Annotated in this window: 27 protein-coding genes; 17 read left to right on the top strand and 10 right to left on the bottom strand. The window is 34.2% G+C overall.

Annotated elements, in window-relative coordinates:
• Nucleotides 1–111 precede the first annotated feature (111 nt).
• The 10 genes from NPX36_RS10330 (at nt 112) to NPX36_RS10285 (ending at nt 10,061) form a co-directional block, all read left to right on the top strand.
• Complete coding sequence (locus NPX36_RS10330; protein WP_257498634.1) at nt 112–657, top strand: GNAT family N-acetyltransferase; 546 nt, start codon at nt 112–114, stop codon at nt 655–657.
• A gap of 6 nt (nt 658–663) precedes the next feature.
• Nucleotides 664–1,233 (top strand): TlpA disulfide reductase family protein, encoded by a 570-nt coding sequence (locus NPX36_RS10325; protein ID WP_257498633.1) that lies wholly within the window; start codon nt 664–666, stop codon nt 1,231–1,233.
• On the top strand, nt 1,230–1,979 hold the full coding sequence (tpiA, locus tag NPX36_RS10320; RefSeq protein ID WP_257498632.1) for a triose-phosphate isomerase: 750 nt from the start codon (nt 1,230–1,232) through the stop codon (nt 1,977–1,979). Before NPX36_RS10325 ends, tpiA begins: the two co-directional genes overlap by 4 nt.
• Nucleotides 1,980–2,154: 175 nt before the next feature.
• Nucleotides 2,155–3,471: a DNA phosphorothioation system sulfurtransferase DndC gene (gene dndC, locus NPX36_RS10315; RefSeq protein WP_257498631.1), complete on the top strand. Its 1,317-nt coding sequence runs from the start codon at nt 2,155–2,157 to the stop codon at nt 3,469–3,471.
• Nucleotides 3,443–4,438 (top strand): HNH endonuclease, encoded by a 996-nt coding sequence (locus NPX36_RS10310; RefSeq protein ID WP_257498630.1) that lies wholly within the window; start codon nt 3,443–3,445, stop codon nt 4,436–4,438. The genes dndC and NPX36_RS10310 overlap by 29 nt, the downstream gene beginning before the upstream one ends.
• 117 nt (nt 4,439–4,555) lie before the next feature.
• The gene (locus NPX36_RS10305) at nt 4,556–5,503 is read left to right on the top strand and encodes an Atg14 domain-containing protein (RefSeq protein ID WP_257498629.1); all 948 of its coding nucleotides are present in this window, start codon (nt 4,556–4,558) and stop codon (nt 5,501–5,503) included.
• Nucleotides 5,493–7,070 (top strand): DndE family protein, encoded by a 1,578-nt coding sequence (locus NPX36_RS10300; RefSeq protein ID WP_257498628.1) that lies wholly within the window; start codon nt 5,493–5,495, stop codon nt 7,068–7,070. Before NPX36_RS10305 ends, NPX36_RS10300 begins: the two co-directional genes overlap by 11 nt.
• Before the next feature lie 3 nt (nt 7,071–7,073).
• On the top strand, nt 7,074–8,420 hold the full coding sequence (locus NPX36_RS10295; protein WP_257498627.1) for an ATP-binding protein: 1,347 nt from the start codon (nt 7,074–7,076) through the stop codon (nt 8,418–8,420).
• Entirely contained in the window at nt 8,413–9,351 is a 939-nt protein-coding gene (locus NPX36_RS10290; protein WP_257498626.1) for an O-methyltransferase, read from the top strand. Before NPX36_RS10295 ends, NPX36_RS10290 begins: the two co-directional genes overlap by 8 nt.
• A 266-nt stretch (nt 9,352–9,617) precedes the next feature.
• Nucleotides 9,618–10,061, top strand: coding sequence for a hypothetical protein (locus NPX36_RS10285; protein ID WP_257498625.1), 444 nt, complete (start codon nt 9,618–9,620; stop codon nt 10,059–10,061).
• 233 nt (nt 10,062–10,294) lie between these two features.
• Here NPX36_RS10285 and NPX36_RS10280 read toward each other — a convergent pair whose 3' ends face one another.
• From NPX36_RS10280 to NPX36_RS10270, 3 genes are read right to left on the bottom strand one after another with little or no spacing between them, the layout of a single operon-like run.
• Nucleotides 10,295–11,110, bottom strand: a complete 816-nt coding sequence (locus tag NPX36_RS10280; RefSeq protein WP_257498624.1) for a lysophospholipid acyltransferase family protein — start codon at nt 11,108–11,110, stop codon at nt 10,295–10,297.
• Nucleotides 11,111–11,152: 42 nt separating this feature from the next.
• Nucleotides 11,153–11,818 (bottom strand): alpha/beta fold hydrolase, encoded by a 666-nt coding sequence (locus NPX36_RS10275; RefSeq protein ID WP_257498623.1) that lies wholly within the window; start codon nt 11,816–11,818, stop codon nt 11,153–11,155.
• Between the two features lie 17 nt (nt 11,819–11,835).
• Nucleotides 11,836–12,474, bottom strand: coding sequence for an NUDIX hydrolase (locus tag NPX36_RS10270; protein WP_257498622.1), 639 nt, complete (start codon nt 12,472–12,474; stop codon nt 11,836–11,838).
• Nucleotides 12,475–12,501: 27 nt separating this feature from the next.
• Between NPX36_RS10270 and NPX36_RS10265 the strand changes: the two genes are divergently transcribed.
• Both NPX36_RS10265 and NPX36_RS10260 read left to right on the top strand, forming a co-directional pair.
• Nucleotides 12,502–12,948, top strand: coding sequence for a DUF4268 domain-containing protein (locus tag NPX36_RS10265; RefSeq protein WP_257498621.1), 447 nt, complete (start codon nt 12,502–12,504; stop codon nt 12,946–12,948).
• A gap of 152 nt (nt 12,949–13,100) precedes the next feature.
• Complete coding sequence (locus tag NPX36_RS10260) at nt 13,101–14,843, top strand: BamA/TamA family outer membrane protein (RefSeq protein ID WP_257498620.1); 1,743 nt, start codon at nt 13,101–13,103, stop codon at nt 14,841–14,843.
• Between the two features lie 35 nt (nt 14,844–14,878).
• Here NPX36_RS10260 and NPX36_RS10255 read toward each other — a convergent pair whose 3' ends face one another.
• The gene (locus NPX36_RS10255) at nt 14,879–16,051 is read right to left on the bottom strand and encodes a GlmU family protein (RefSeq protein WP_257498619.1); all 1,173 of its coding nucleotides are present in this window, start codon (nt 16,049–16,051) and stop codon (nt 14,879–14,881) included.
• 118 nt (nt 16,052–16,169) lie between these two features.
• Complete coding sequence (locus NPX36_RS10250) at nt 16,170–16,421, bottom strand: type B 50S ribosomal protein L31 (RefSeq protein ID WP_257498618.1); 252 nt, start codon at nt 16,419–16,421, stop codon at nt 16,170–16,172.
• 233 nt (nt 16,422–16,654) lie between these two features.
• Here NPX36_RS10250 and NPX36_RS10245 point away from each other — a divergent pair, with 233 nt between their 5' ends.
• The 5 genes from NPX36_RS10245 (at nt 16,655) to NPX36_RS10225 (ending at nt 22,610) form a co-directional block, all read left to right on the top strand.
• Entirely contained in the window at nt 16,655–17,203 is a 549-nt protein-coding gene (locus tag NPX36_RS10245) for a DUF4199 domain-containing protein (protein WP_257498617.1), read from the top strand.
• On the top strand, nt 17,203–18,159 hold the full coding sequence (locus NPX36_RS10240; protein ID WP_257498616.1) for a glycosyltransferase family 2 protein: 957 nt from the start codon (nt 17,203–17,205) through the stop codon (nt 18,157–18,159). Before NPX36_RS10245 ends, NPX36_RS10240 begins: the two co-directional genes overlap by 1 nt.
• Before the next feature lie 16 nt (nt 18,160–18,175).
• Complete coding sequence (locus NPX36_RS10235) at nt 18,176–19,906, top strand: phospho-sugar mutase (protein ID WP_257498615.1); 1,731 nt, start codon at nt 18,176–18,178, stop codon at nt 19,904–19,906.
• The gene (locus NPX36_RS10230) at nt 19,906–21,744 is read left to right on the top strand and encodes an ABC transporter ATP-binding protein (protein WP_257498614.1); all 1,839 of its coding nucleotides are present in this window, start codon (nt 19,906–19,908) and stop codon (nt 21,742–21,744) included. The genes NPX36_RS10235 and NPX36_RS10230 overlap by 1 nt, the downstream gene beginning before the upstream one ends.
• 359 nt (nt 21,745–22,103) lie before the next feature.
• The gene (locus NPX36_RS10225) at nt 22,104–22,610 is read left to right on the top strand and encodes a hypothetical protein (RefSeq protein WP_257498613.1); all 507 of its coding nucleotides are present in this window, start codon (nt 22,104–22,106) and stop codon (nt 22,608–22,610) included.
• 43 nt (nt 22,611–22,653) lie between these two features.
• Here NPX36_RS10225 and NPX36_RS10220 read toward each other — a convergent pair whose 3' ends face one another.
• The 5 genes from NPX36_RS10220 to NPX36_RS10200 all read right to left on the bottom strand — a co-directional run bounded on the left by NPX36_RS10220 (nt 22,654) and on the right by NPX36_RS10200 (nt 25,402).
• Entirely contained in the window at nt 22,654–22,854 is a 201-nt protein-coding gene (locus NPX36_RS10220; protein WP_257498612.1) for a dodecin family protein, read from the bottom strand.
• 73 nt (nt 22,855–22,927) lie between these two features.
• Nucleotides 22,928–23,257, bottom strand: coding sequence for a YegP family protein (locus NPX36_RS10215; RefSeq protein WP_257498611.1), 330 nt, complete (start codon nt 23,255–23,257; stop codon nt 22,928–22,930).
• A 42-nt stretch (nt 23,258–23,299) separates the two neighbouring features.
• Nucleotides 23,300–24,430, bottom strand: a complete 1,131-nt coding sequence (locus NPX36_RS10210; protein WP_397376450.1) for a DegT/DnrJ/EryC1/StrS family aminotransferase — start codon at nt 24,428–24,430, stop codon at nt 23,300–23,302.
• A gap of 39 nt (nt 24,431–24,469) precedes the next feature.
• Nucleotides 24,470–24,931, bottom strand: coding sequence for an SRPBCC family protein (locus NPX36_RS10205; RefSeq protein WP_257498610.1), 462 nt, complete (start codon nt 24,929–24,931; stop codon nt 24,470–24,472).
• Between the two features lie 12 nt (nt 24,932–24,943).
• Nucleotides 24,944–25,402: a DUF1569 domain-containing protein gene (locus NPX36_RS10200; protein WP_317618258.1), complete on the bottom strand. Its 459-nt coding sequence runs from the start codon at nt 25,400–25,402 to the stop codon at nt 24,944–24,946.
• Nucleotides 25,403–25,432 lie beyond the last annotated feature (30 nt).

The following is a 25,432-nucleotide window of genomic DNA, read 5'->3' as shown; positions in this document are numbered from 1 at the left end:
TTTATTAAATCAATCTTTGGCAGTTCGATCCTATATAAAGCTTATAATTAAAGACTACTCAATACATTTAGCTACTCAAACTATATTTTATCTACATCAACACTAAAAAAAATGAAAATTAATTTAAAAACAGAAAGATTAAATATTAGACTCATTACTGAATTAGATATTGAAAACGTTTATAATTTACAGTCTTTAGAAGAAACAGCCAAGTTTAATACCGCAGGAATCCCACAGAATATAAGTGAAACAATCGTTTCTGTTGAAAAATGGATTGCTGATAACAACCAAGAAAATATCAAGCGATATACTTTTGTAGTTGAATTGATTGAAGAAAATAAATTTATAGGATTAATTGGAATAAATTTAGGAAAAGAACATTATAGAAATGCGGAAGTTTGGTTTCAATATCATTTCAATTTTTGGAATAAAGGTTATGCGACCGAAAGTTTAAAAAGAATAATAGATTTTGGGTTTGAAAATCTTAGCCTTCATAGAATAGAAGCTGGCTGTGCAGTTGAAAACATTGGCTCTGTAAATGTTTTAGAAAAAGTTGGAATGTTAAGGGAAGCGCATACTAGAAAATTACTACCTTTAAAATCTGGCTGGTCAGATAATTATGGCTATGCAATTTTATCAACTGATGAACGAAAATAATTAAATATGAAAAAGATTTTTATAAGCCTTTTGGCTTTAGGATTTATTGCGATAGGTTGCGATACTAAACAAAAAACCAACGAACAGTCAGCACCAGCAACCGAAATTACAACCGACAGCGTTGTGGTTTCCAACGAAGCTTTTAGTGCGGTAACCCTTAACAAAATGTTTGAAGATCCATCTGGAAACAAAATATCGTTTCAAAACATTCTAGCCAAACACAAAGGAGCACCCATTGTGATTGATGTTTGGGCATCATGGTGCCCCGATTGTATCAAAGGATTTCCCGAATTAAAAAACCTTCAACAGCAATATCCAAAAACTGCATACGTTTTTCTATCACTAGACAAAACAAAAAACAAATGGACCGAAGCTATTGCAAAATATGACTTGCAAGGCGACCATTACTATTTAAACGAGAAAATGAAAGACGAGTTTGGTCAGTCCATTCAATTAGATTGGATTCCACGCTATATTGTGGTGGATGCACAAGGAAACATCGCCCTAAAAAAAGCCATTGTAGCAAATGACACCCTTTTAATAAACACCTTAAACAAGATACAACCTTCATTATGAGACATAAAATAATAGCCGGAAACTGGAAAATGCACAAAAATGCTTCAGAAACCACTCAGTTTTTAAACGATTTAGTAAACAATATGCCCACCGGCAAAGAAGTAGAAGTCTTGGTGGCACCTTCTTTTACCAATTTAATGTTGGCAACCCAAATGCTAGAAGACACCAACATTAGTGTGGCTGCACAAAACATGCACCAAGCAGAAGGCGGCGCTTTCACAGGCGAAATTTCAGCCGATATGCTGTCGAGTATCAATGTGCAAACTGTAATTTTAGGCCACTCAGAACGCCGACATTATTTTAACGAAACACCAGCGCTTTTAGCCAATAAGGTAGATACCGCTTTGCGCCACAACATGCGTGTGATTTTTTGTGTGGGCGAAGAATTAAAAGACCGCAAAAGCAAACAATTTCAAAACGTGGTGTTTTATCAGTTAAAAGATTCATTGTTTCACCTGCCAAAAGAAGCTTGGGAACACATCGTGATTGCCTACGAACCCGTTTGGGCAATTGGAACCGGCGAAACAGCCACTCCGGAACAAGCACAAGAAATGCACCAGTTTATCCGCGAACAAATTGCACACCACTACGGCAATTTGGCAAACAATGTAACCATTTTATACGGCGGCAGCGTGAAACCAGACAACGCACCCACCATTTTTGCACAACCCGATGTGGACGGCGGTTTAATTGGCGGTGCTGCACTAAATGTAGCCGATTTTACAAAGATTATTGAGGCGGTTTAAAAAAAATTATTCGAAAATGTGGATTTCCGCAATTTTCTTTAAAAATTAGTTTTTATTTTTACCATCTTTAATTAAACTTGATATTCAAGTTGATAAATATCGAATAATATAAACACTTATATGCTTAATTTAAAAATAATTTTTTTTAAGTTATATTTTGCTTATATTAAATATTATGGCAAGCTTTATACAAAATATAATTGACGAAATAATTGACCAATATTTGTTCGCAGACGAAACAAAACGTCCGTGGATTATTGGTTTTAGCGGTGGAAAAGATTCTACCGTAATGCTTCAATTGGTTTGGGAAGCTTTAAGACAAATCAAAGACTTACACGGAGTTGTAGGCAGAGATATTTATGTCGTTTGCAATGACACAATGGTCGAAAATCCTGTAATTACGGAATATGTTCATCGTGTTTTAGTGAAAATAGAACAAGCCGCAGTTGAGCAAGATATTCCTGTACGTGTGATAAAAACCATCCCTCGATTAGAAGATTCTTTTTGGGTAAACCTAATTGGTAAAGGTTATCCTGCACCAAACAACGCTTTTCGTTGGTGTACAGAGCGATTGAAAATCAAACCGACACAAAGATTTATAGTTGAGCAAGTTGATGAATTTGGAGAAGCTGTTATTTTGATTGGAACACGTTCGGCAGAATCGGCAAGTCGTGCCAAATCAATGAAGAAACACGCTATCAAAGGGAAACGACTAACCAAACACCCAACACAACCCAATACATTTATGTATGCACCTATCCGACATTTGATGTTGGAGGAAGTTTGGTACATAATTAACACAATGCCATCACCTTGGGGTGCGGATAATAGCGAATTGTTTCAAATTTATTTAGATGCAAGTGCAGATGATTATGAATGTCCAACAGTTGTAACCGATAAGGAACACAAATCTTGTGGACAAAGCCGTTTTGGTTGTTGGACTTGTACAGTTGTGAAACAAGACAAATCAATGTCTGCATTGATTGAAAACGGTTTAACTTGGTTGCAACCACTTTTAAAATTAAGAAACGAATTGGCAGAAGAGCGAAATATTATCGAAAATCGTATGCCACGACGAAGAAACGGAACAGATGCAATAAACGGAATGGGACCGTATTTTCCTTGGTATCGTGCTTCTGTTCTGCAAAGATTACTTCAAGCACAAAAAGAAGTACAGAAAGAAAAACCGCATATAGAGTTGATTACAAATCAAGAATTGATTGCGATTCAGACGATTTGGTATCGTGATTTTGTTTTTGACCAAAAGGTTTCGGAAATTTACCACAACGCTTATAAAACAGATTTGGATATGAAAAACCAAAACGATAAAAAAGAAAAAGAATTGGAATTGCTAAAGAAAACTTGTGAAAAAAATCCTCAGGATTATGAGCTAATTCAAGAGCTTTTGACATTACAAAAAAACAAATCACTTTTGAATCGCAAACGTGGTTTGAAAGATGATATTGAAACAAGAATTGAAGCTTTTATCTAAATCTAATTTGAACGAAAAATTACCATATTATATACATTGTTTAACGCATTTAAAAAGAGATGCGAAGAATGGTGGTGCACCACACAAACCAATTCTTTTTTTAAGTATTATTCGGTTGTTTGAAAAAGGAATTTTTACAGATAATCAAATTCATATTTTACCCGAATTAGTTGCCTCTTTCAAATCAAATTGGTCAAAATTAGTTGTAACTAATCATCATCCGATTTTTGCAATGCCATTTTATCATATGAGTTCCGAGCCATTTTGGAAATTGATAGCAAATGTTGGCTGTGAAAAATGGATTGAATCTAAAAGTTCAATGCGTAGTTTACAAAATCTGACAACAGCTGTAAATTTTGCTTTGATTGATATTGAACTTGCTGAATTAATGCTAAAGCCCGAAAATCGGGACGTACTTAAAATTTCTATTTTAGACCGATATTTTCCCGAAACAAAATCAAATTACGGAAACAACGGAAATGACGATTTGCCAAATATTTCAGTTCTGAATGAGCCGTCAGAAGAATACAAAAGAAAAATTATTGAATTGAAAAACCAAGTTGATGAAAATGCTTTTCAGGAAGAGGTATTTATTCGAGGTGGATTATTCAAAAGAGAAATTCCGAAAATTTATAACAATACTTGTGCAATTACAGGACTGAGAATTGATGCTATTACAAATATTTCAATGGTTGATGCTTGTCATATTGTTCCATTTTCAGAAGGTTATGATGACACATTAACTAATGGCATTGCACTTTGTCCGAATTTACACAGAGCTTTTGACAGAGGCTTAATTTCCATTTCAGACAATTACGAAGTAATTCTGAATAAGAATTTTGTAGAAAGTAAATCAGTTTATAATCTTTCACAATTTGCAGGAAAGCAGATTTTACTACCTAAGCAATTAGAATTTTATCCAACTCTGGAAAATATTGCACTTCATAGAACACGATTTAAATTTTGATGCTTCTCTGCGTGAGGGATAGTAGCGACATCCTTTTGTGTAGTGAAACGAAACAAAAGATATAGCGAATAGCCCGACCTGAAAGGACACGCCATAAAAAAACACTTCTTTTCAGATGTGCCTGATTTTTCCGAAACACATACAACATTACACGATTTTTCAGATATAGAAACCAATGAATTAAACACTTTGGTAAATACTTTGAAAAATACTTTTAGAGACAAGTTTACAAGTATAAACGATAAATATTCACGTTCTAAAAACGACCTTGATTCTATTCGCAGAAAAATAAATGCAGCAGAGAAAGATACAGAAGATGAATACATTGCAAAATTAAGAGCAGATAAAGAGCGATTAGACCACCGTGTTATCTCCATTGGTAATGATATAGATGATTTACGAGAAAAAATAGGTTCGTTTAAAGCTGAAATGAAAACGCTAAAACAACGTCAGGAAGATTTAAGGAAAAAAATTGATGATTCAAGGCGTTATTCAGAAAAAGACAGCATTACTCAAAGACAAATTGAAAATCTAAAGCATTTTATCAAAGAGTTTAAAGATGCTACAAAGAAAAAATTGGAAGAAAATATCTTAAACGAATTGAACGGTTTAATGCACAAAAAAGGGTTCATCAAAAAAGTGGTTGTGGACATTAACCAAGCAGGTGATGATGTTGATATTAACCTTTTCAACGCAAGAAATGAAAAAATTGACAAAGGTTCGTTGTCAATGGGTGAACGCCAAATGTATGCTTCTGCCCTATTGAAAGCCTTGGTTGATGAATCGGATATTTCATTTCCTGTTTTCATTGATTCTCCAATGCAAAAATTTGATAAAGACCACGCAGAAAATGTAATCAAAGAATTTTATCCAAATGTTTCGGAGCAAGTAGTTTTATTTCCTTTAATTCATAAAGAATTGACGGAAAGTGAGTTTGAGCTATTGAAACCAAATATCAGCAAAGCGTATATTATTCACAATATTAGTACAGATGCTTCAACTTTTGAAGAAGCAACTCCAGAAAATTTAATTAAAAAGTACAACGAATTATACAATGCAAATTAACATCAGAACATCGGAAGCCAATCAGGAAATCGTTAGAAAACTAACGTCAAAATTGCCTGTTGGAACAAAAGAAAATGTAATTGCAAGAATTGCGTTAGGCTATTCGTTACAAAACGATAAACATTTTTCTTCATCTGAATTTAACGTGTACGATTCCAAAGGAAAAGAATATAAAGACCATATTTTATTTGATGCAAAATATCGAGATTTTTATGTGTCTTTGATTTGCCAACATTATGGAATTTACAAAACAGACGATAATATTCCGAAATACATAAAATTACACATTGACCACGGTTTAGAGTTAATGGATAATTTATTTTCAAGCCAAAACAACTATACTTTTTTTGACTTCTTAACAGAGCATTTAGATAAAGGGATTTCATTTTTAGACTCTGTAAAAGTTGATTTAGGAGCAGTCAAAAACAACAATCAAAGCATAGAAAAAACATACTTTGGCGAACCAATTAAAATTTTGGTTGGAAATACATTAGATGATAAAACAAAAGATATTGTTTTGAATTTTAATGACACAAACCAGTACAACAATAATCACATTGCGGTTGCAGGAAGTTCGGGTACTGGAAAAACACAATTTGCATTACAGATTTTAAAGGAAATTTCTGAAAAATCAAATCATCACGTAAATTTCATTTACCTAGATTTTAAAGGTTTGAAAGATGATGATTTGAAAGATATGCAACCGTTCTTCGAGAAAACTAAATCTCAATTTATTGATGCACCAAATACGCCTTTTCCTGTAAATCCGCTTTCATTTATCGACAGCATCAATGATACAAACAAGCGGTTAGGCATAGACAAATTTGTTGATATTATTTGTAAATACTCAAATATCGGCATAAAACAACGTGGTACTTTGAGAGACGCAACAAGTGAAGCATTTGTTTTAAAGAAACCAGGAGAATATCCAAGTTTTACAGAAATCAATGAGCGACTTTTAGAAATTGTCGAAGACAAACGAGATACGTTAACGGAGATAATTGATGAATTAAGCCGATACAATGTGTTCCAAGAAGATAAAAAGATTAAAAATTTCTTGAATCAAAATGTTTATTTGTCTTTGTCAGGTGATTTGTCAAATTCAGTTCGCTTTACTTCGTTATTCTTAATCATCAATTACATTTACAACGTATTTATGAATATGGAAAGCACACCAACCGAAAACGGTTGTCGTGCAATGCGTTATGTGTTGTTAATTGACGAAGCACACGTAATATTCAAAGAGAAAAAGTATCAAGATATTTTAGAGAAAATTTTGCGTGAAATCCGTTCAAAAGGAGTTTCTGTTGTTCTTTTATCACAAGGAATAGAGGAATTTAACCAACCGACTTTTGATTTTTCAAGTATGTGCGAAATTTCGTTTTTGCTGAATGTAAAAGACAAAAACAACACAAAAGCAATCAACAAGTTTTTAGGGTTTAGCGATAAAGACGGAACAAAAGCATATAGAAGTCTTGAAAAAATCCAAAAAGGACAAGCAATATCTAACATCAAAGAATTTCCAAAAGGAGAGTTATTTGAGATTAAACAGTTTTATAATTCATAAATTATGGACGAAAATATAATTCAAGGAAATCCAACCAAGACATTTTTTATTGAAATGATTACTCGAGACATTTCAATAAAAGATGCTATATTAGATTTGTTGGATAATTCAATTGATGGAGCAAACATAATAAACCCTTTAACTTATGAAGGCTTGTATATTAATATTACAATTAGCAAAGATGAGTTTATTGTAAATGATAACTGTGGAGGTTTCTCTTTAGATACTGCAAAGAAGTACGCCTTTAGATTTGGTCGTCCTGATGATGCTCCAGAAGCTAAAGGTTCAGTTGGTAGATTTGGCATAGGAATGAAAAGAGCACTCTTCAAAATCGGTAAAACGTTTGAAGTTGAATCCAAAACAGATAATGACCATTTTGAAGTAAATGTAGATGTTAATGAATGGAGAAACAAAACAAAAACGATTAAACAAAATGAAGTTGAAAAAGAGATTGAAGATTGGGATTTTAGATACGTTAATATAACTGAAGAAAATTGTAATTTATCTGAAAATGGCACTTATGTAAAGGTTACTAATCTTCATAGTGAGGTTGCAGATTTGTTTGAAGATGAAGAATTTTTAAGTACTTTAAAAGGTGATATTGAACGTTTGTTAAATTTTAGTTTAGAGAAAAAAATTAAAATAACGCTTAATGATCAGGAACTAGATAGTAAAGACATCAAAGTATTTAATGAGCAATCGGAGCCATATTTCTATGAGGGAGAAAAAGACGGAGTGAAATTTAGAGTCATTGCAGGACTGGGAGAGGTTGGAAACCCAAGTGTTTCAGGTTGGTATATTTACTGTAATGACAGGTTGGTTTTAGAAGCTGATAAAACAGAAGCAACAGGTTGGGGAACTTCAGGTATACCAAAATGGCATATGGATTATGTCATGTTTCGTGGAATTGTATTTTTAGATGCAGAAGAAACAATAAATCTTCCCCTAACGACTACTAAAAAAGGAATTGATACAACTTCTGATATTTACAAATCGGTTCTTGTTTATATGAGAGAAGCAACTTCTAATATAATTCCATTTTTAAAACAAATAACTAAATTGGGAGATGAAGCAAATAATTACAGGAAACTTTTAGCAGAACAAGAAACGAAAATATCTGTTGTTGATATGAAAAGCGTACCAATCTCTCCTGAAAAAAGAAAATTTACCGCTCCTGAAATTGATACTGACCTGATAGCTCAAAGAAAAGAATTTGTCAGAATTGCTTATGATGTAAAAAAAGATATAGCTAATAAAGTAAAGTATCACTCTGGTTCAAAATCTTATAAGGAGCTTGGGGAAACGACATTTTATTATTATATCAAAATGGAAGATTTAGAAAATGAATAGTCCCAAGAGATTAAATTACGAAACAAGACCAGCAAAGTTTACTGAGAGAAAAATGCTACTTTCAAGTTTTCTGCGCATTTGCAATCAATATAAAGATAGATACCAATATATTGGTTTGGGAGGTCTTTCATTTACTGATTTTAAATTATTCCATAAAGAACTACATATTAATGAAATGCATAGTTTTGAGGCAGGTGGTTTTTCAATGGATAAGCTTAATGTAAATTGTCCATATTCATTTATTAATATCAAAAAAGAATCAAGCACAGAAGCTCTACCTAAAATTGATTTAACTAAGAAAACTCTTGTTTGGTTAGACTACGATGATTCATTAGAAAACTTTATGTTTGAAGATTTGGCTATTTTAATGAATAAATTACCTGTTGGTAGTATTTATTTAATGAGTTGTAATAGACAATTAAAAAGTGACGAATCGGGAGAAATCTATACGGTTGAAGAGTTTAGGGAGAAGTTTGGAGGTCTTACACCATTTAATGTGACAGAAAAAGATTTATCAGGAGGAGAAGATTTCAATACTATTAGAAAAATGTTATCTCAATTGATAAATAAAACAATTAAGGATAGAAACAGAAACGGTGAAAATATAATATTTCAACAGTTATATAACATTTTATATCAAGAAAATAGAGGGGCAAGAATGTTTACGTTTGGTGGTATAATAACGGAATCTGATAAAACATTTGAAGAATTAAATCTGTCTGATTTTGATTTTATAAAGAATGATGATTCTGTTTATAAAATTGATATTCCAAACCTTACTTCCAAAGAAATAGATTTAATAAATAAAAATATTTCTAATGATGAAGCCTTAAAAGATATTATTGATAAAAGAATTGCCACAGAAGTTGAAGTTGAAAAGCATAAAGATATATATAAATACTTGCCTAATTTTTATGATGTTAGACTTTAATCTTTGAACGACTAAAACTTCTTTCAAAAGACGACTGGAAAAGAATTATTGATATTGCAAATCAAACCAAAATTTTTACTATTCCGGAATTAGGAAATGTAAAATCCATCCAAACCGCCATCGCAAAAAAAGAAACAATCAAAGAGCAATCTTTAATAAAAGCGTTTGAGTCCCTCCAAAAATTGAAAAGGTTTGGGATAAAGGTATAAGAGATGTTTAGAAAGAGAAATTATTTTTCACTACCTTAGCAAAAACAACAGTTCGCTATGAAAAAAACACTTTTAACAGTTGCTTTATTAATGGGGTTTTGTTCCCAGGCACAAGATTTTTTGGTAGGTCCTAGTATTTCGTATCAATCGCAGGCGGGCAATGTGCTAAAAGTGGGTGGCTATTACATGCAGCCGTTGGCACAAAACGAAGTAGGCATAAAACTAGAAGCCAATGCCAATATGGCCTATTTTAGAGAGCAGTTTGTGGTGATACCCGAAGGCAGTTTTACCTTCTACCCTACTCTTAACCGATTGATTGTTCCGTTTGCCGAAGGTGAAATCACGCCTTATACTGTTACACCAAAAGTGGGCTTGTCTATCGCAACTATGCTGGAATTGGGCGTTGGTTACGGTTTTGATATGCAAACCAAACAAGATGTAAAACCCATTAAAGGTTTTACCTTTTCATTGGGATTTTATATTCCGTTGAATGCTTTTTAATGGACTTTTCGATATAAATTTATCTTAACAATGCTATTCAATGGTTTTTTATCACAGATACACAGATAGGTTAAAGTTTGATTATATGATGCTTAACGCTATTTTTCTATGTGCCTATTTGGTTTTAATAGAATTCAGGTGACTAATAAATTTCACAGATTTTCAATGCGTTGCATTCAATAAGTTGGATAATTAATGAATAAAATCTGTGCATCCGTGGGAATTGGATTTTTTTAATAATCAAACGGAAAACGGCGTTCTTTGTTCAATTTGGTATCGTTTTCAATAATTTCAGACGGAATTACTTTTAAAAACGATGGGTGTTGCTCAATAGCATATTCAATTTTTTCAACAATTTCATCAATCGTTTCGTTGTCGTAATCAATTTGCAAAGGTTCTTTAATGGTAAAAGTTTGCAAGATACCTTTTTTCTTTAGCCACAATCCTTTTTTATCAAACGAACGGCGAAATCCATCGATCACAATAGGCACCACAATTGGTCGGTGTTCTTTAATGATGTGTGCCGTACCTTTTCGCACGGGTTTAAAAGATTTGGTGGTTCCTTGCGGAAAAGTAATCACCCAACCGTCTTGCAAGGCTTTTTTAATATTTTCGGTATCGTTGGGGTTTACTGCTTTTTTTTCGGTGACATCTTTGCCTTTTTCTCGCCATGTTCGCTCAACGGTAATGGCTCCGGTATAGCTCATTATGCGCGGTAAAATGCCGGCTTGCATGGTTTCTTTGGCACTCACATAATAAATATTCATTTTGGGATTCCAAATATAAAACACGTTTTTTATGTTGTCTTCTCTGCCTTTTAAACTGGCATTAAACACGTGAAACATAGCCACCACATCGGCAAAATAGGTTTGGTGGTTCGATATAAAAAGTACGTTGTTCTCGGGCAGTTGTTTGATGATTTCAGAGCCATCGATCACCAATTCGTTAAAGCCGCGGTACCGCTTGTGGGTTAAAAAGCCAAATACACGAATAAGCCATCTTTTTATAAAAATGATGTTTCCAAACGGATCTTTTCTGAATAAACTCATACACTGTTTTAAAAAGCAAAGATATTATTTAATCGCACGTTATCATTGTTTTTTAACATTTTCACTGCCTTGTACCAACTCTTTTTTAAGCAGTTTTTCGATTTCTTTTGCTCTATTTACCGTCATAAAATGACCGCCATTTGGAATGATATAATCGGCGTGTACGTTTTTTATAGGCAAAATATGGTCATTGGTTCCATGGATATGTATGCAATTAGTGGGAATATATTGGTTGTTCCAATTCACAATTTGATCGATTGCCCAATGTAAAAAAGGCGCATCGGTATCTTTTATGATGGCTTTTAAAAGTTTTTTTTCTGCTGAAGAATGTACTCCGAAAAGCCAATGGGTGAAAAAATTGGTCGATTTTAGCAAAAAAGTAGGAACAAGATGGTGCAATTGAAGTGCTCCGGCAAGCAAAAACCATTGGGGAAGTTCGTTTTTATTTTTTGCTGATGCCAGTAGAATAACTTTTTGAACGGGAATAATTTTAGCAATTTCCACAGCCAACATACCGCCGAAAGACAATCCTATCAAAATGCAGTCTTTTTCAAAATCTTTTGAAATGCGTTGGGCATAGCTTTCGATGGTTTCGTTTTTTAAGGGAGCAATCCACGGTATAAATTGCGCAGGTACATCGGAAAAATCAATGTTTGTAAAAACCCGTTCATCTACTCCTAACCCGCTAAAAATATAAATTTTGTTCAATTTAATCACTATAAAAATTAAAACACCACTTTCAATGTTTCTTTTATTTCACTCAATATCATGGCGGTTGCACCCCACACAATATGTTCTTCAATCACAAAAGCTGGTACCGAAATATTGGTGGCATACGATGTGGTCATTTCCACGTTTTGCACTAATGCATCACTTAAAAGCTCGGAAACGGGCAGTTCAATCACAGCACTCACCTCATCGGGCTGTAAGATAAATTGTGGCGTGTTTTTGGAAATACCCATAAACGACGACACCATAAAATTGCTCGGCGGAATATAAATATCACTCCATTGCTTCACAATTTCGATTTCTGAAGCAGCAATTCCCACCTCTTCTGTGGTTTCTCTCAAGGCAGTTTCCTGCAAATCTTTGTCGGTCAACTCTCTTTTTCCACCTGGAAAAGCAATTTGCGAGGAATGCACCCCGGGATAGGATGAGCGAACAATGAGCAACAAATGAGCCGCATTGTTTTTTGGATAAAACAAACTTAAAACCGCAGATGCTTTAGGATTTTGAGCAGAATAATCGTAATTTTGAAGGTATTGAATACGCTCTAACGGTGCCATTTTTAAATGGGCATCAAGAGCAAACAAAGGTTGGGAAACCACAACATTGATTTTTTCTAAAAATTGATCGAATTGCATAACACAAAAATATCTTAAATATAAACAATGTTTAGTAAAGAAGAAGCACTACAAATAAAAAAAGATTTCTGGACAGGTTTTGCAGAAGCTTATCCCCGCAAATGGTTGTTGCACAACACCAAGATAAAAGACGTTGCCTTTAAATTTTTTGTGGACAACAAAACGGCGCAGGTAGCATTGGAAATTGAACCAAAAGACGATGAAAAACGCAAAATTTACTTTGAAAAGATAGAATCGCTAAAAACGATTTTGTTGGAAGAGTTTTTAGAAGACGCTATTTTTGAACGCAATTATTATTTGCCCAATGGAAAATTAATCAGCCGAATTTGGGTTGATATCGATAAAAAAGTGAGCGTGAACAACAAAGCAACTTGGGAAGAAATTTATGAATTTTTCGCAGAAAAAATGGGAAATTTTGAGTTGTTTTTCTACGAATATGAAGATTATATTAAAGATTTAGAAATTAACACCTAAGCATCGTTTCTATTTAAAAACTTTTAGTACTTTAATGTTTTTAAAATTTAGCCTTGAAAAAGTATCATTTCTATTTCATTATAATATGTTGCTTGTGTTGTTGCAGTACGTTTTCGCAAACGAAAGACAGTATTTCAACCACGCAACAACAGATGCAAAAAATAGAAGATCTTTCTAAAAAAGGAAAGTTTACCCGGCAATTGCACAAGTTGATTTTTCGAAAAAAACCACGCAACGTAAACACCAATGTACAAGCCGTAAAACAAGCCGACATTGATTACGATTTTGAGAAATTTCAAGGAAAAATTATTCGGAAAATTAATATCGAAACGTATGATCCATTTGGGTTTTCGATACAAGACAGTACGCGTGTTCCAACAAAATCAATAGAGAAATTAGGAAATCGCTTGCATTTAAAAACCAAAAAATTCACGGTGCGCAGTTTGCTGCTTTTTAAACGCAACCAACCACTCGATTCTATTAAATTGAAAGAATCAGAACGTTTATTGCGCTCGCAACGCTATATTCGCAGGGTTTCGGTTAAACCTATTAATCTTTCAGAAAACAACGATTCGGTTGATATTGAAATAAAAGTTTTAGATTCTTGGAGTTGGTATCCCACAGGATCTTTATCCACCTCGAGTGCCCGATTGAACTTAACAACCCGCAATTTTGGTGGTTTTGGTCACTATTTCAACAATCAATACCGCACCCGTTTTAAAGAAGGCAGACACGCCTATCGCACCCAATATCAACTAAACAATATTGGACAAACATATATAGATGCCGGTGTTTTTTACAATTTGGATCTTTTGGGAAATTATACCAAACAAATCTATGCCAACCGTCGCTTCTTTACCCCGATGACTCGTTTGGCAGGAGGTTTTACTTTGCTGCAAAATGCTTCAAAAGATTCGGTGCCTAATTTAGAAGGAAAAAGATTGCTGCAAAGTTTCAAATCGAACGATTTGGATGTGTGGCTGGGACACTCCAAACCATTGTATTACAGGTACAATAATCTGCATAAAGTACAAACCAATTTGGTTACTTCGCTGCGTTTTTTTAATCGCAATTACACGGAACAACCCATTGGCGAATATGATCCTTATAACTTTTATACTGATCAAAAACTGTATTTGGCAACTGTTGGTTTGGCTTCGATTAACTTTGTACAAGACCGTTATATTTTTTATTATGATGTGATTGAAGATATTGCAGTTGGAAAAACTTTTATGGTTACAGCCGGTATGCAACGAAAAAACAACATCAACAGACCTTATATTGGAGCCAAATTTTCATTGGGAAAATATACCAGCTCTGGGTATTTTGGGGGTGAAGTGCAATGGGGCAGTTTTATGAATGGCAATCATTTAGAAGAAGGCGTTTTAAGAATTGAAGGCTTGTATTTTTCTAAATTGTATCAATGGGGCAAATGGCGTTTTAGACACTTTTTTAACCCAGAAATTGTAGTGGGATTAAACCGTTGGGACTATGCAATGGATAAAATTACCCTGAATGGAATTTACGGAATTGATGGTTTTGACAGTTATGAATTGCGCGGAACTAAGAAAGTTTTACTGAATTTTCAGTTGCAATCCTATGCGCCGTATGATGTGTTAGGCTTTCGATTCAGTCCGTTTTTAAGCACCTCGTTAGGCTTTATGGGCGATAACGATAACCGTTTTGTAACCAAAGATATGTACAGTAAAATTGGTTTGGGTATTGTGATAAGCAACGATTATTTGGTTTTTAACAATTTCCAGCTATCATTGGCTTTTTATCCAAGTATTCCAGGAAACGGACGCAATATCATTAAAACAAATAACTTGCGAAACACCAATTTTGATTTGCAACAGTTTAATTACGGCAGACCTGAATTGGTGCCTTATAATTAAAACAAATCGCTTCCAAAAATAGAAGCGATTTGTATTTATTTCTGCCACTCTTTGGTTTCATTAAAAACATGGGTTAATATAGCTTCGTCTAAATCGGTAAAGTCAACATTTCTGCGACTCATAACAATTTTTGCGGTTTCAAACGCTTTTTTTGGCAAATAGACTTGTGTGCCTTGTGCACCACCCCATGTGAAATTTGGAATGTAATTTCTTGGGAAACCTGCACCAAAAATATTGGTAGCCACACCAACCACAGTACCTGTGTTAAACATGGTATTGATACCACACTTGCTGTGATCGCCCATCATTAAACCACAAAACTGCAAACCAGTATTTTCAAAACGTTCGCTTTCATAATTCCATAACTTCACCGATTCATAATTATTTTTAAGGTTGGAATTGTTGCTATCAGCACCAATATTACACCATTCGCCCAAAACAGCATTTCCTAGAAAACCATCATGACCTTTGTTGGAATACGCAAAAAGAACCGAATTATTAATTTCACCTCCCACACGCGAATGCGGACCAACCGTTGTTGCACCATAAATTTTTGTTGCCAATTTCACTTGTGCATGCTCGCACAATGCAAATGGTCCACGAATTACAGATCCTTCCATAATTTCAGCATCTTTTCCTATATAAATAGGTCCTGTTGTGGCATTTAGGGTACAAAAGTTTAATACAGCACCTTCTTCAATAAAAATATTTTCAGTCCCCAACACGTTCACTGTTGACGGGATAGGTTGCGATTTACGGTCTTCTGTTAGCAATTCAAAATCCTCGCGAATTGCTTGATCGTTTTTCTGAAAAATATCCCAAGTATGCTCTATTTGTAAACAATCTGCTTCGATTTCTAGCAGTTCATAATCTTCAAAAACCACTTCTTCTTGTTCGTCAGTCGTAAAGAATGCAATAATTTCATCGTTTTTTACAATCGCCTGCTTGGGTTGCAAAAACTGAATCATTTCCACTAAAACTTCGTTGGGACAAAATGATGCATTTATCATTACGTTTTCTGCCATTTCAACCATCGGGAATTTTTCAGACAAATATTCTTCGGTCACCGTAGTGGTGGTAGTTCCTAAATATTTTTCCCATTTTTCGCGAATAGTTAAAATTCCAATGCGTATATCGGCAACAGGTCGTGTAAAGGTAAAAGGCAACAAATTGTTACGCACCGATCCGTCGTATAATATGTAGTTCATTTTATGTTTATTTATAAAGGCTAAAGTTACAAAGATTTTGTTTAGGTAAACAGTTTAAATACCAACAAAAAAAGCCCTACTTTTCGGTAGAGCTTTTATATGATTATACATCCAAAAATTATTTTTTGAATTTAGCGTATTTGTTTTTGAATTTATCGATACGACCTGCTGTATCAATTAATTTAGATTTACCTGTATAGAATGGGTGCGACGTGCGCGAAATCTCCATTTTAAAAACTGGATACTCTACTCCATCAACTTCAATTGTTTCTTTTGTTTCAACTGTTGACTTGGTGATGAATACGTCTTCGTTAGACATATCTTTAAACGCTACTAATCTGTAATTTTCTGGGTGAATACCTTGTTTCATTGTAAATCTTGTTTTAAAATTAATGGCTGCTTTTTGTTCTGATGCTTTTATCTTTCAAAAAGGTATAAACAAAACAACAGCTTTTTATGTAATTGTTTATTTTTCAGAATGCAAATTTAATAACATATTTTTAATCTGCAACTATAACTTTATACTTTTTTTATTACAAAACAGTAAAATTTTCTACCACCTATTTTTGTATATTTGTAAGATTTTATAAAACGCAACATTCTATGAATATTATAAGTAAAAAAACAGGTTTAACTTTCGGCTTTATTTTAATGGCTTATTATGTATTGGTAAACCTTATTGTTTTTTTTGCAGATTACACCTTGTTTGTGAAATCATACCTAACCATTGTAAACATTGTGGTGGTACTGATTTTAGGAATTTCTTGTATATGGATAACTAAAAAACGTTTAAACAACCTTATTACTTTTAAAGAAGGTTTTACTGCTTTTTTTATAATGATTGTTTTAGGTTTCCTTGCAAACTATATTATTCAATATATATTGTTCAACTTTGTAAATCCAGAAGCAAAAATCGTGAATAATCAATTAATGATTGAAATGACACAGAAAATTGGTAAAGATTTAAACTTGTCCGAAGCTGAAATTAACGAGAAAATTAGCATAGTGAACAATAATGCCGATGAAAATTTTTCTCTTAAAACCTTGTTTTTCAATTATGCACAAACCGTTTTGGGTGCATCAATCGCAGGTTTATTAATTGCATTGACCTTTAAAAATAAATCAGAAGTTTCAGCACAAACCAACCAATAATGAACATTACTTTACTAATTCCTTTACTGAACGAAGCGGAATCACTACCTGAATTACACGCTTGGATTACAAAAGTAATGCAACAGAACAACTATTCGTATGAATTGGTTTTTATTGATGACGGAAGCACCGATGACTCTTGGAAGATTATTGAAACACTGTCTGTGACCGATACGCATGTTAAGGGAATTCGTTTTCAGAAAAATTTCGGAAAATCGCAGGCGCTACACGCTGGTTTTGCAATGGCAAAAGGCGATGTGGTTATTACAATGGATGCCGATTTGCAAGACAGCCCCGATGAAATTCCATCTCTGTACCAAATGATTGTAAATGATGGGTACGATTTAGTTTCGGGCTGGAAAAAGAAACGATACGACTCCGTTGTTTCTAAAAACCTTCCATCGAAATTGTTCAATTGGGCGGCTCGCAAAACTTCGGGTGTGCAACTAAATGATTTTAATTGCGGTTTAAAAGCTTACAGCAACAAAGTGGTAAAAAACATTGATGTGTATGGCGAAATGCACCGCTACATTCCTGTGTTGGCAAAAAATGCAGGTTTCAACAAAATCGGTGAAAAAGTAGTACAGCACCAAGCGCGAAAATACGGCGTTTCAAAGTTTGGAATGAATCGGTTTGTAAACGGTTTTTTAGATTTAATTACTATTTGGTTTTTATCCAAATTTGGTAAACGCCCTATGCACTTGTTCGGAGCTTTGGGCGTAATCATGTTTATCGTTGGTTTTTGCAGTGCAGCATTTATCGGCATCTATAAACTATACAAGCTTTCTGTGCACGAACCGGCTGTTTTGGTAGCAAACAATCCGTGGTTTTATATTTCGCTTACCGCCATGATATTAGGTACACAATTGTTTTTGGCAGGTTTCTTGGGAGAAATTATCCTTAGAACAAAAAACAACGAACCGCGTTATAAAATATCCACAAAAAGCAACTTATAATTTAATTTATTAAAAAATGGAAATCCCAAAAAACATATTAGAACAAAGCAATAAATGGATTCAAGATCCTTTTGATGCAGAAACACAAAACTTAGTTAAAGAATTAGTAAGCTCTTCGCCAAAAGAATTAGAAGACGCTTTTTACCGCAATTTAGAATTTGGAACCGGCGGAATGCGAGGCGTTATGGGCGTTGGTACCAACCGAATCAACAAATATACTTTGGGAAAAAACACCCAAGGTTTATCACAATATTTAAAACAAAGTTTTCCAAACGAGCAAATAAAGGTAGCCATTGCGTATGACTGCCGCCACAATAGTAAATCATTGGCAAAAGTAGTTGCCGATGTTTTTTCTGCAAACGGAATCAACGTATTTTTGTTTGAAGATTTACGCCCAACACCCGAATTGTCTTTTGCGGTTCGATACTTAAATTGTCATGCAGGAATTGTGTTAACCGCATCACACAATCCCCCAGAATACAACGGTTACAAGGTGTATTGGCAAGATGGCGGACAATTGGTTCCACCGCAAGACAAAGAAATTATCCAAGTGATTGACAGTTTGGATTATTCAGATGTTTTGTTTGATTCAAACCCGGAATTAATTGAATATATCGGCACAGAAATCGATGAAGCCTTTGCGCAATCATCCATAGAAAATTCTACCTTTAATCTGCCTGAAAATGCGCGTAAAAATTTAAAAATCGTTTATACATCGCTCCACGGAACATCGATCAAAGCCATTCCGAATGTTCTACAAAAAGCAGGATATACCGATGTGCATATTGTGGCGGAACAGGCTGAACCAAACGGAGATTTTCCTACGGTTCAATCGCCCAATCCAGAAGAACCGGAAGCATTGCAAATGGCACTTGATTTGGCACATGCAACAAACGCCGATATTGTGATAGGAACCGATCCCGATTCTGACCGCTTGGGAATTGCCGTGCGCGATAACGAAGGAAAAATGACTTTGTTAAGTGGAAATCAGGCAATGGTGGTTATGACTGCCTTTTTATTGGAACAATGGAAACGCGAGGGAAAATTAGAAGGTAAAAAACATTTTATAGGATCAACCATTGTATCAACACCAATGATTTTGGCACTTGCCGAAGCCTACGAAGTGGATTGTAAAGTGGGATTAACCGGTTTTAAATGGATAGCGAAATTTATAAAAGATTTTCCTGACCAAAAATTTATTGGCGGTGGAGAAGAAAGTTTTGGATTCATGGTGAGCGATGCCGTTCGCGATAAAGATGCTGTGGCTTCTACCCTATTGATCTGCGAAATTGCGGCTATTGCAAAAGCATCTGGATCATCGGTTTACAAAGAGTTGCAAAACTTGTATGCCGATTTTGGCTATTACAAAGAACATTTAATTTCGTTGACTAAAAAAGGAAAAGACGGTGCCGAAGAAATTGCCAAAATGATGACCGAATTGCGCAACAATCCGCCGAAAGAAATTGCTGGTGAACGTGTGGTTTTTGTAGAAGATTATCAAAGTTCAATCGCTACTAATTTGTTTTCAAACGAAACCGAGCCTTTGTTCTTACCAAAATCAAACGTGTTGATTTATTATTTAGAAGACGGCTCTAAAATTTGTGCACGTCCAAGTGGAACCGAGCCTAAAATTAAATTCTATTTTAGCACCAACACACCTATTGAAAACGTTGAAGAAATAAAAGATGCCGATGAATATCTTGCAGATAAAATTCAACGTATTATTAACGATATGAAATGGAATTAATGGACGAAAATTTAAAAAAGATATTTCCGTTTGCTAAAAACTATAAATTCAATATTGTTGCAAATGTTGGGTTTAATGTGCTATATGCACTATTTGCAACTTTGGGGATGGTTTTTATCATGCCGGTGCTTTCGGTGCTTTTCGATGAAAATAAAAAAGAAAATATAACCTTACCCAAATATGAAGGTTTTTTTGAAGCTTTAGCAAATTGGAAAACTTACATTTCATACTACGTAGATCAGTATTCTACGGAATATGGAGTGCAATATGGCTTAATGCTAACCGTGGGCTTGGTTTTAGTTACCTTTTTACTTAAAAATTTATCAAATTATTTTGCACTTCAAAATTTAACGAAACTTAAAAACGGAGTACTTCGAGATTTACGCGACAAAATGTTTAGTAAAATTATTTCCTTACCTGTTTCTTATTATTCTGAAAAAAGAAAAGGTGATGTAATGGCACGTATGTTGGGTGATGTAAATGAAGTTCAAAATTCGTTTTTTATGATTTTAGAATTGATCGTAAAAGAACCTTTGACTATTATTTTTTCATTAATTGCAATGATTTCTTTAAGTTGGAAATTAACCATCTTTGTCTTCATATTTATTCCTATATCAGCATTAGTAATTTCTATAATTGGAAAAAGTTTAAAAGGAAAATCAACCAGAGCACAGCAAGAAAATGGCTATTTAATTTCGATTACCGAAGAAACTCTTTCTGGCTTAAAAGTGGTGAAAGGATACAATGCTGAAAACTATTTTTCTAAAATATTTAAAGATTCCATTAATCGTTTGTACATCTTGACAAATGGTATTGCCAAAAAAAATAATTTAGCATCGCCTATGAGTGAGTTTATGGGAATTGTGGTTATTGGTGTTTTATTAATTTACGGTGGAAATTTGGTTTTGGTAGAAGGTTCTTTAAAAGGGTCTGATTTTATTGCCTATATTGGTTTGGCATACACCGTTTTAACGCCTGCAAAAGCTATTTCAAAGGCAAGTTATCAGGTTAAAAACGGTATAGCAGCCGCAGAACGCGTTTTTGAAATTCTTGATACACCAAATGTAATTCGCGATACCGAACAATCTATTGCTATAACACAATTCAGTGATCAAATAAGCATAAAAAATGTAACCTTTTCGTATGATGGCGAACAAAATGTATTGAAGAATTTTTCACTGGATATTCCCAAAGGAAAAACCGTTGCATTGGTTGGTCAGTCGGGTTCTGGTAAAAGTACCATTGCCAATTTATTGATGCGTTTTTATGACGTAGAACAAGGAAATATTTTGTTTGATGGCACTGATATTAAAAACATTCAATTGGTTTCTCTGCGCGATCAGTTAGGTTTGGTAACCCAAGACAGCATCATGTTTAATGGAAGTATTGCCGAAAACGTGCGCATTGGAAAACAAAATGCCACCGATGAAGAAGTAATTGATGCGTTAAAAATTGCCAATGCATTTGAATTTGTTCAGCATTTACCGGAAGGAATCAATACAAATATAGGCGATGGCGGCGGAAAACTGTCAGGCGGACAAAAACAGCGTATTTCTATTGCGCGTGCCGTGTTAAAAAATCCGCCGATTATGGTTTTAGACGAAGCAACATCTGCATTAGATACCGAAAGCGAACGCTTGGTTCAAGATGCGCTCGAAAAAATGATGGCAAACCGTACCTCCGTTGTAATTGCCCACCGTTTATCAACCATTCAAAAAGCCGATGTTATTGTGGTGATGAATCGTGGCGAAATTGCAGAACAAGGCACACATGAAGAACTTTTAGCAAAAAATGGAACATACGCTAAACTGGTTTCCTTACAATCGTTTGATAGTTAACTGTTCAATTTCACTAAAAAACGTGCTAAAAGAATTTTAAATAGAATTTTTGATTGTTAGCGATAGCAAATCTCCCTATAAATGCCCCAAATTGTCTTTCACTTTTGGGGCATTTTTATCGAAAATTTTAATATCCTTTCAAATGATACAGCAATATATAACGCTTAAAGCGGTAATTTTACCATTATTTTGATACATTTACTAGTATTTAATCAAAATTAACATTAAAATAGTAGTATATTTGATAAAAACACAACAAATCATCTATCACTATGAAAAACGCTCTGTTATATATGAGTTTTATTATGATTATTTGCGCTTCTTGCAAAAAGAAAGAACTTGTTGAAGCTGCGCCAAAAATGGAAAAAAAATATATTAACGACCCTCTGGTTTACGAAGTGATAAATGCTGTTTTGGAACTGCCTGAGTTTAAAAAAGATTCTGTAGATTATATGATTGATTTTGCCAACCCGCTTCTTTTTGATTTGGAAATGGATGGAGATAATTTTTATGGCTATGCAGAAAAATATTTTGGGGAATTTGACAAAGTTGCTTTTGAAAATCAAATAAAAGCTTTGAAATATAGTTACTATCAAAAAGGTAAAATAAATAATATAACATTGGTAGATTACGATTTAACAAACATTAAAACGGATCAACAATTTGATAGTTTAAATCAATCACTAAACAAATACCTTCCGTATGTTGCCATTAGTTTTCCAATCTTCAACAAACAAAAAAATACAGCCTTTATATCTTATCATTACGATTGCGGTTTTTTGTGTGGATATGGAAAAAAATTCTTCGTAAAAAAAATAAATGGCAAATGGCAAATTATTTTAGTTTACGATGAATATATAAGTTAATTATAACTCATAAAAAAAGCCCTCAATGGAGGACTTTTTTGTTTTATTCAACTCTAAACGATACTTTACAGATTACACCATAAGTTGAAATTTTACCATCGTTTACATGGCATTTCATATCTTTCACATAAACAGAATCAATATTTCTGATTGATTTTGATGCTTCTGCCACTGCTTGTTGTACAGCATCATCAAAGCTTACTTTTGATTGCGCAATTACTTCTATTACTTTTACAATACCCATTACAATTAATTTTTAAATTTATTAAATATAACCATTTTATGTGCAACAATAAAACTGTTGCATAAAAAAGTTTTTACAATTCTTCTTCAACTTCTGCTTCGGGAGCGTTATTCATAACCGATTGAATTCCGTTTTGGCATCCTGCAGCTGACTCATACATTTGGCTTGAACCAATAATTTGTCCATTTGTAGCTTTTAAATTGAAATAATGCTTTTCGTTTTTTGCTTGTAATGTTTCAAATTTAGTTTCGTCTTGGCTGTTTTTCTTAACCGATTCAATACCATTCATACAAGCTGCTTTGGTTGTGTAACCCTCGCTCGATAAAATGATTTGACCATTAGAAGCCTTTAAATTAAATTGAAATTCTTCGTTTTTTCTTTTACTTACAACAAATTTGCCCATGTTTTTTGTTTTTAAAATTAGTAATTGATGTTTAATATACTCTTATTGAATAAATTCTAAAACGGTCTTTGTGATAAAATCTATTTGTTCTTTTTCTAATTCGGTATGCATTGGCAAAGCAATTACTTGCTCTGCAAACATATTCGTTACCGGAAAATCGGCATCGTTATAGCGTGTGTCTGCATACGCTTTTTGTTTGTGCAACGGAATGGGGTAATAAATGGCACACGGAATTCCTTTTTCTTGTAAATGCGTTAAAAGTGCATTGCGTTTTCCGTTGGTAATGCGTAGAACATATTGGTGAAAAACGTGGTCATCGTCCGTTGTATCAAATGCAGGTGTAATAATGTTTTCATTCACAGAAAACGCATCGTTATAAGCTTTTGCGGCCTTTCTTCGCGCTTGGTTATAGCTGTCTAAAAGCGGTAATTTTGTGTTTAGAACTACTGCCTGAATACTGTCTAAACGTGAATTTACCCCAACCACATCGTGATGGTATCGTTCATACATTCCATGATTTACAATGCCGCGAATAGTGTGTGCCAATTCGTCGTCATTTGTAAAGATAGCACCGCCATCGCCATAACATCCTAAGTTTTTAGAAGGAAAAAACGATGTAGCACCTACATGACCTATTGCTCCTACTTTTGTTTTTGTACCATTTGCAGCTGTATAATTTGCTCCTATTGCCTGTGCATTGTCTTCTATAACAAATAGATTATGTTCTTTTGCAAGATCCATAATTGCGTCCATATTAGCTGCGCGTCCGAATAAATGTACCGGCACAATGGCTTTGGTTTTTGGTGTAATGGCTTTTTGAATGGCTTCAACCGAAATGTTCATCGTATCTTCTTCCACATCCACCAAAACAGGGGTTAAACCCAACAAAGCAACCACTTCTACCGTTGCCGCAAAGGTAAAATCGGCAGTTATCACCTCATCGCCTGGTTTTAAACCCAAACCCATCATGGCAATTTGCAAAGCATCGGTTCCGTTTGCACAAGGAATTACGTGTTTAACACCCAAATACTGCTCTAAATTCTTTTGAAATTCTTGCACTTTTGGGCCGTTGATATAAGTTGTTGTATCCAACACTTCCTGAATACCGGCGTTTACTGTTTCTTTTATATGTTCGTATTGACTTTTTAAGTCAACCATTTGTAGTTTTTTCATTTTAATTAAAGTAGCTTTATTGCAAAGATAATTAAAATGTTATTGCTGATGAACGGTTTCTTTCAACAACTGCAATGATTGCGGATAAATCTTTTTAAAATAATCTAAATATTCATCGATTACATCAATATCCACAGTAACGGTTGTAACGCCATTTTCTTCCGTAAACGTATAATTTTCATGACCTCCCGACCATTTTTCAACCAATTCGCCTTCGGTCACTTCTTGATTGCCTTGCACAAAACCGTAATGGCGCACAGAAACAAATTTTGCTGGGATATGTTCTTCCACCATGGAAACCATTCCGCCTCTCTCGCCTTTTTCATCGGTACCTATAAATAATATTTTACTACCTTTTTCCCAAGTACCTTCATAGGTTGATGTGGGGTTAAAAGCTGCTGTCCAGCTTTCGTAAGTGCTTTTGTCATTCAAACCCAGCATGCTTTCGTACACTTTTTGTGCCGAAGCTTCGATTGCAATTGTGAACTGTAATTTTTCCATAATTTACTATTTTTAAACGCCAAACTGACGCAAATGATGATCTAAATGTTTATAATACATCGTGTTCCATTCGGTGGCTGTCATTTTTCCAAACGAAAAATTTTCTCTTCCTTCAAAATACTGCGCGCCTAATTCTTGTGTTTTTAAAATATTGCCAATTAATTTAGCTTTTTCCGTTTCAAAATCGCGTTCGTTGCTAATTACAAATGCAGGTGCAGTTCGCTCGTTTTGTTTATAAGGCTTGGGGCTTGTAACTATTTTTTTTACAAAAGCTTTCATCATTAGTTTCATAAAAAAACCAGGCTTCTTAAACTGTTCTGGTTCAAAAGTATAGGCATACGGCACATTGCAATGCGCCAGCATTTGCGCCACATTCATAGTTCCCCATTTTGCAGGTGTGTTGTGTTGCAAATCATTAATGCGATTTACCACTTCGTTGGCACCTTCCGTTGTAAAGATATTTTTTATCATTTCTCAAAATTTTAGTCAAATGTAAGAAAT

The organism is Paenimyroides aestuarii, assembly GCF_024628805.1.
GTDB lineage: Bacteria > Bacteroidota > Bacteroidia > Flavobacteriales > Flavobacteriaceae > Flavobacterium > Flavobacterium aestuarii_A.
This window is presented reverse-complemented; position numbering and strand designations above follow the sequence as displayed.